At 69.2% G+C, this 6183-nt stretch carries 5 protein-coding genes; 2 read left to right on the top strand and 3 right to left on the bottom strand.

What is annotated here, in order from left to right; all coding sequences use genetic code 11:
* Positions 1-135: 135 nt before the first annotated feature.
* Genes U9977_RS24855 through U9977_RS24845 form a run of 3 tightly spaced genes read right to left on the bottom strand, consistent with a single transcriptional unit; the run spans position 136 to position 3357 of the window.
* On the bottom strand, positions 136-666 hold the full coding sequence (locus U9977_RS24855; protein WP_322751707.1) for a hypothetical protein: 531 nt from the start codon (positions 664-666) through the stop codon (positions 136-138).
* Positions 659-2245: a hypothetical protein gene (locus U9977_RS24850; RefSeq protein WP_322751706.1), complete on the bottom strand. Its 1587-nt coding sequence runs from the start codon at positions 2243-2245 to the stop codon at positions 659-661. Before U9977_RS24850 ends, U9977_RS24855 begins: the two co-directional genes overlap by 8 nt.
* Entirely contained in the window at positions 2242-3357 is a 1116-nt protein-coding gene (locus U9977_RS24845; protein ID WP_322751705.1) for a serine/threonine-protein kinase, read from the bottom strand. Before U9977_RS24845 ends, U9977_RS24850 begins: the two co-directional genes overlap by 4 nt.
* A 572-nt stretch (positions 3358-3929) precedes the next feature.
* Between U9977_RS24845 and U9977_RS24840 the strand changes: the two genes are divergently transcribed.
* On the top strand, positions 3930-5747 hold the full coding sequence (locus tag U9977_RS24840) for a serine/threonine-protein kinase (protein WP_322751704.1): 1818 nt from the start codon (positions 3930-3932) through the stop codon (positions 5745-5747).
* 70 nt (positions 5748-5817) lie between these two features.
* The gene (locus U9977_RS24835) at positions 5818-6060 is read left to right on the top strand and encodes a hypothetical protein (RefSeq protein WP_322751703.1); all 243 of its coding nucleotides are present in this window, start codon (positions 5818-5820) and stop codon (positions 6058-6060) included.
* Positions 6061-6183 lie beyond the last annotated feature (123 nt).

Genomic DNA, 6183 nt, shown 5'->3' with positions numbered 1-6183 from the left:
GGCCCAGATCGATGCCGAAGTCCATCGTCGATCGCGTCATCGTTCCTCCTTCCCGGTGGGACCGGTTTTCCGGTGCGTGTGTCGGGGGTCTGCGGGGGGCTCGTCTGGGGCCGGGTCGGGTCGGGTCAGGTCGGGTCAGCGCACGGGAATGCCAACGACGACCTCTCCGGTCTGCACTCGCCGACCGTGGAGGTAGACGCTCGGCCGCAGGGTCTCCAGGACGATCTCGTCAGTCAGCCCGTCGGTCTGCTGGAACTCCAGGACCTGCAGGTCGAGACCGGAGTCGTATCGGGTGTGGTCGTGCTCCTGAACCTCGACCCCGGCCGCGGCGAGGGCACTCCAGAGGGAGTCGAACTGCCGCTGCAGCCGGCGGGTGTCCGTCGTGCGGCCCCTGTCCTGCGCGGTGTCGGAACTCTTTGCCGGGCCGGAGTTCTTCGCCATGTCGGAAAGGCGCCGGCCCATTCGCCACAGGCCGGTCGCGAGCTCGGCCACCGCCGGCTGGCCCAGCGCCTTCTCCGCGGCCGGGTCCGCCGCCTGCTCGCCGGGCGCCGGTACGGGCGAGGCTTCCCGGGAAGCGTGGAGCACCGCGGCCCATTCCCCCGGCACGGACGGTCGGGCTATGCGGAACTCGCGGGGATACCGCCACTGGCGCAGAATGTCAGTCACGGCCGACCCCCAGCGGCCGCTCACCGCGCTGCCATCCCTTTCTGTACAGTTCCGCTACCGGCGGGAAGGAGACGATGTGGTTCCATTGTTGTTGCGCGGCGGGCCTGACGACGGCGTTCAGGTCGACGAGGAACACGACACACGCGACGACGACGGCCAGGAAGATATATCCGCCGCCGGCGTCGGCGAACAGCATCGTGGGAATACTGATCGCGACCACGAAGTACAGGGCGCAGCGCAGCGCGGCCAGCCATCCCCGGCCCCATGAACGGAACTGGCAGGACCGGCAACGCGGCACGGTGAGCTCCCGCTTGTTCCAACGCACGTTGGGGTATTCCCGGATCACGTCGCCGAGCATCCACATCTTGATCGCCGTTCTGGGGTCGGTCGGGTTCTCGTGACAGATCCAGCAGACGAAGCGCAGGGAGCTCGCCTCGAGAATTTTCCGGTTCTCGGCCAGCCGGTCCCCGATGGCCTCGGATGCCGCCGTCCGCTCAGCCCGGGTGAGCACTTTGGTCATCCGCATGTGGTCGCGGGCGGTACCGGCGTCGGCGGTGTCCGAGAGGTCCCGGGTCTGGTCGAAACACAGCACGCAACGCAGCGTGTCGAGGGCAACCTTGTCGTGCGTGCGGGCCCGCGTGGGCTCCTCGGGGGGCAGTAGGAGATCAAGCCGTTCGAGCGGCCCCGCGGAATCGGCGAGGATGCGCTCGGCCTGGTCCAGACCATTCTTCTGAGTGTCGGTGGCCACCTGGACGACGTCGTCGCAGAGCCGGCCGATCTGGTCGGCCCAGGGCGCGCCGGCCGCGCGCAGGGCGGCGTCGAGCGCATCTCGGGCCGTGTCCCCCAGCTGTGCGTCGCGCATCGCCGCCAGCTGCCTCTCGGCCCGGCCGATATCGTCGGCCGCGATGGCGGCGACGACGATCTCGGCACCGATCCTCAGCAACGCGGTAGGCAGCGCCGAGCGAATCCGGGCGGCGAGGCTTTCGTCGAGCCGGGCGTTGGCGGCGTGTCTGATGCGCGCCACCAGGCTGTCCCAGACCCGGTCGTCGCTCAGGACGAGCCCCCAGCGGCGGTAGACCGACACCCAGTCGGGCTGCGCGGTGTCGGCGGCCAGTTCGGCGTCGAGTGCCCGTACGTGCTCGAGCACCGCGATGTTGTGGACTGCGCTCGCGGCGTCCGCGGGCACCGTCAGGTCGCTGGTCTGCGCCGCGGTGGTCCAGTGCCGGACCGTGGCGTCCGGATCGCCGGCGGCCAGGGCGGCGAGCGCTGCGTCCTGCGGACCGCCCGATTGCGCCGGCCAGAGCCAGAAGAACTCGTCGACCAGCCGCTGGCGGGGATCGCCCAGCCGGTCGAGAGCGGCGCGGATGTCCCCGGCGGACGGGGTCGGCGCCAGCGGCAGGATGTCCGAGGTCGGCAACTGCCCATCGGTCTTCTCGATGACGGCAAGCCTGTCGGCCATCCGTCTGATCTCCCGTCCGGTGGACGAGAGTGCCAGGCCGGTCACCCGGAAGGCGTTCTGCCGGTAGATCTGCGCAGACACCCGCTGCAGCGGGTCGACGTCGGTGTCCTGGGTCGTCACATCGTCACCCCCTTACGCCACAGCCGGATCCGTGACACGTACTGGTCACGTAGCCCGGGCCATTTGTTGAAGGCTTCCTCCATCAGATCGGCGGCCTTGTCGCACTGGCCCGCGGTGGCGAGGGCCACCGCCTGGCGAGCCATCCCCAGCGCCGCGGCCTCATCCGCGGGCGATGACCGACCGAGCACATTCTTGCCCGCGGCGATCTCCCCGGCCGGCCCCGGTTCCTTCTCTCGCGGCCGCGGCGGCGCCGGGCTCCCTGGCTGCCACGCATCCAGGTCGGCGAGCATCTCGGCGGCCGACGGGTAACGCTTCGCCGGGTTATAGGACAGCGCCCGGGCGACGATTGCGTCCAGTGTTCCGTCCACCGCGTACCGCAGCTCGCTCGGCAGCACGAGCGTGCCCGTGTTCCAGGCGGCCGTGATCGGGGCGCCGGCGGAGCGCATCGGATATGGAAGCCGGTCGGTCAGCAGCAGGTAGAACACCGCGCCCAGAGCCCAGACGTCCCCCGGCACCGACGCGAGATGCGGGTGGAGCAGGGTCTCCGGCGCCATGAAAGCGATGGTTCCCTGGGAGCTGGCCAGCAGGGTCAGGGCACTGACCTTCTTGGCAAGCCCGAAATCGCTGATCCGCACACGCAAACCGTCCCCGTCGTAGCCGACCAGTATATTCTGCGGCGTGATGTCCCGATGGACGATCGGCGGGGACTTCCGATGGGCGACCGCCAGCCCACGCGATATCTGCCGCATGACGTCCACCGCGGTCGGGATGGGCACGAACGCGTCGCCGTACGACGACCAGAAATCGTGCAGGGTACCGCCGGCCACGTATTCCATGGTGAAGTATGCGTAGACCCCGTTGTCCGTCTCGACGGTGTTCGCCTCAAACACGCGGATGATGTTGGGGTGACCCATGCCGGACAACAGCATCGCCTCGCCGAGTGCGTCATGCACCTGTTCCCCGGACATTCCTACCTGCCGGAAGACCTTCATCGCCTGCCGGCCCAGGTACCGGTGCTCGACACGGTAGACCTCGGCAAAAGCCCCCCTGCCCAACAGCCGCTCAACCTTATAGGTAGGCCGGATGAGCTGCCCGTCGCACAACAAGACCATACGTGAGACCTCCAGCAGTACAGATCCAGATGTTCGTTATCGCGCGCAGACTTCCGCCGCCGGCTCCAGAACCTAGGCGACAGATTTTCGGCCGGGTAGGTGAGCGCTACACCTCCACCACAATCTCCACGGAGAGATACGACATGTTACCGGAGGGTGATGATCGTCGGTATCCGTCGCAAGGCTCTCACCCAAAGCCTCGTCCAGGCTATACAGAAGAACAGCGACGGGGGGCGACGGGGAATTTTCTCGCAAACATTTGCAGACGTCGTTCGCTGTGACCAGACGATTGATGATCATCCAGTGGGCCAGATCCGCCGAGTCCGTTCATCGCACGTGTCAGGTCCCTACCCGCGCGGGAGATTTGGTGCCGGTCGGGATCGGATGAAAGGCCACATCGGGTGGAAGGCCACCCAGCCGAGATGGCAGGCAGTCCCGGCAATCCGTGGTGTTCCGGGGTCCTGGGGCGCTCTAAGCTGGCTCCACCATGGTGATGCTGTGATGATCCGGGTCGTGACGACAGGACGGCCAACAGAACGGCCAACGGCACGACCGGGCTGCCGGGGCGTTTGGTGATTATCGAGCGGGCGCGGGTTGCCGCGGCGGTGCCCAACTACGTCCTCGGCGAGTATCTGGGCTCGGGGGCGTTCGGGCTGGTGCTGAAGGCAGAGCACCGGCGGATGCGCCGACCGGTGGCGATCAAGGTGATCCCGGCCGAGACGGCCGAAGGCGAGCGGATCGACTTCGCCGCCGAGGCGCGGGTGCTGGGCGGACTGGATCATCCGCATGTGGTCCGGGTCTACGACTACATCGAGGCCGACGACCTGTGCCTCGTGGTGATGGAGCTGCTGGCCGGGGGCACGCTGACCCGGCGGCGGGGCACGCTGACGCCGGAGCAGGCGTGTGCGGTGGGCCTGGCGGTGGCCGCGGCGTTGAGCCACGCTCACGACCACAGTGTGCTGCACCGCGACGTCAAGGCCGACAACATCCTGTTCGCCACGGACGGGACGGTGAAGGTCGTCGACTTCGGCATCGCGAAGCTGTTCGAGGGGTCGGCGACCACCGCCAGCAAAGTCGCCGGCACGCCGGTCTACATGGCGCCCGAACAGATCGAGGGCGGCCGGCTGTGCCCGGCGACCGACCTGTACTCGCTGAGCATCGTGCTCTACCAGCTCCTGGCCGGCCGGCCGCCATTCGACCCGAAACAGCCACTGCACATACTGTGGCGCAGGCAGCTGACCGAGCCCGCCCCGCCCATGGTCGGGGTGCCCGCACCGGTCGCCCAGGTGGTGCTGCACGCGTTGGAGAAGGACCCAGCCGCCCGCCACCCGGACGCCGCCGCGTTCGCCCTCGCCCTCGCCCTCGCCACGGCCGCGGCCTACGGCGCGGGCTGGATCACCCGAGCCGGCCTGCCGCTGCACCTCGACGACGCCGTCCGCCGCGCCGCCGAGCAGCCACCAGCCGCCGACGTGCCGACGGTCGCCCACACCCTCGTCACCGCCCACACCCTCGTCACCGCCCACACCCTCGTCACCCCCGGCCTCGCCGCCGCCAAGCCCACGACCGTCGCCAAGCCCACGACCGTCGCCGGCGACGATGCGACGGAGGAACAGCCCGAAGGCGAGCGCCTGGACACCCCCGAATCCACCGAGGGCGTGTTCGCTCGCCTACTGCGGACTCACGGCCCCGACCACCCCGACACCCTGGATGCGGCGAACAATCTCGCCATCCGGCTGAGCGCCCTCGGTGACCATCAAGCCGCCCGCGAACTCGACGAGGACACCCTCACCCGGCGCCGCCGAACCCTCGGGCCCGACCACCCCGGCACCCTCAACTCGGCCCACAACCTTGCCGTCGACCTCGCCGAGCTCGGCGACCGTCACGCCGCCCGCGACCTGTACCAGGACACCCTCACCCGGCGCCGCCGAACCCTCGGGCCCGACCACCCCGACACCCTCAACTCGGCGAACAACCTCGGCATCCTGCTGAGCGCCCTGGGCGATCACGAGACCGCCCGCGAACTCGGCGAGGACACCCTCGCCCGCCGCCGCCGCGTCCTCGGGCCCGACCACCTCGACACCCTCAACTCGGCCTACAACCTCGCCGTACGGCTGAGCGCCCTCGGGGACCACCAGGCCGCCCGCGAACTCGGCGAGGACACCCTCGCCCGGCACCGCCGCGTCCTCGGGCCCGACCACCCCGACACGCTCACCTCGGCCTACAACCTCGCCATCTATCTGGGCAAACTCGGCCGGTACCAGGATGCCCGTGCACTCGGCGAGGACGTCCTGGCCAGCCGCCGCCGGATCCTCGGCCCTCACCACCCCGACACCGTCGGCACCGAGGAAGCCCTCCAGTGGTGGATCCACCAGGATTCGGCCGGCGCGTAGCGCGTAGTACCCGACGTTCGTCCAGAAGGACCCGCGTCGTCATTCTGGACGGAATCGAACGATGCCGCCGATGCCGCCGATGCCGCGCTCGACCGACGACGAACACCAGCCCTCCCCCATCGAGACGCAGGAGGACCGGCTGGTGGGCGAACCCGGGCCGCGCGCTGTGAGCGCCGGCAGCAGGGACGAGACGGACAGTCCAGCGCGGACGGCGTTGGACGTCGCCCGCACATTCGACCCGGGACTTCTACGTCAGGCCGCTGCCCTCACCACCGATGACGCTGACCTATCCCTACATCCTCATGAGGAATGACGCTCAACACTCATGAGGTTCCTCGGATGCTCTGGAGGAACGTCCCCGAACCATCGATGCGGGCCCGCCAGATCGGGATACCGGGCCGTAGCCGGCCGATGGAACTGCGCTTCCCGCTGTCGC

The sequence above is a fragment of the Protofrankia sp. Cas8 genome, assembly GCF_963555845.1.
GTDB lineage: Bacteria > Actinomycetota > Actinomycetes > Frankiales > Frankiaceae > Protofrankia.
The sequence above is the reverse complement of the archived record's forward strand: the minus strand, read 5'-3'. Positions and strand labels throughout refer to the sequence as shown.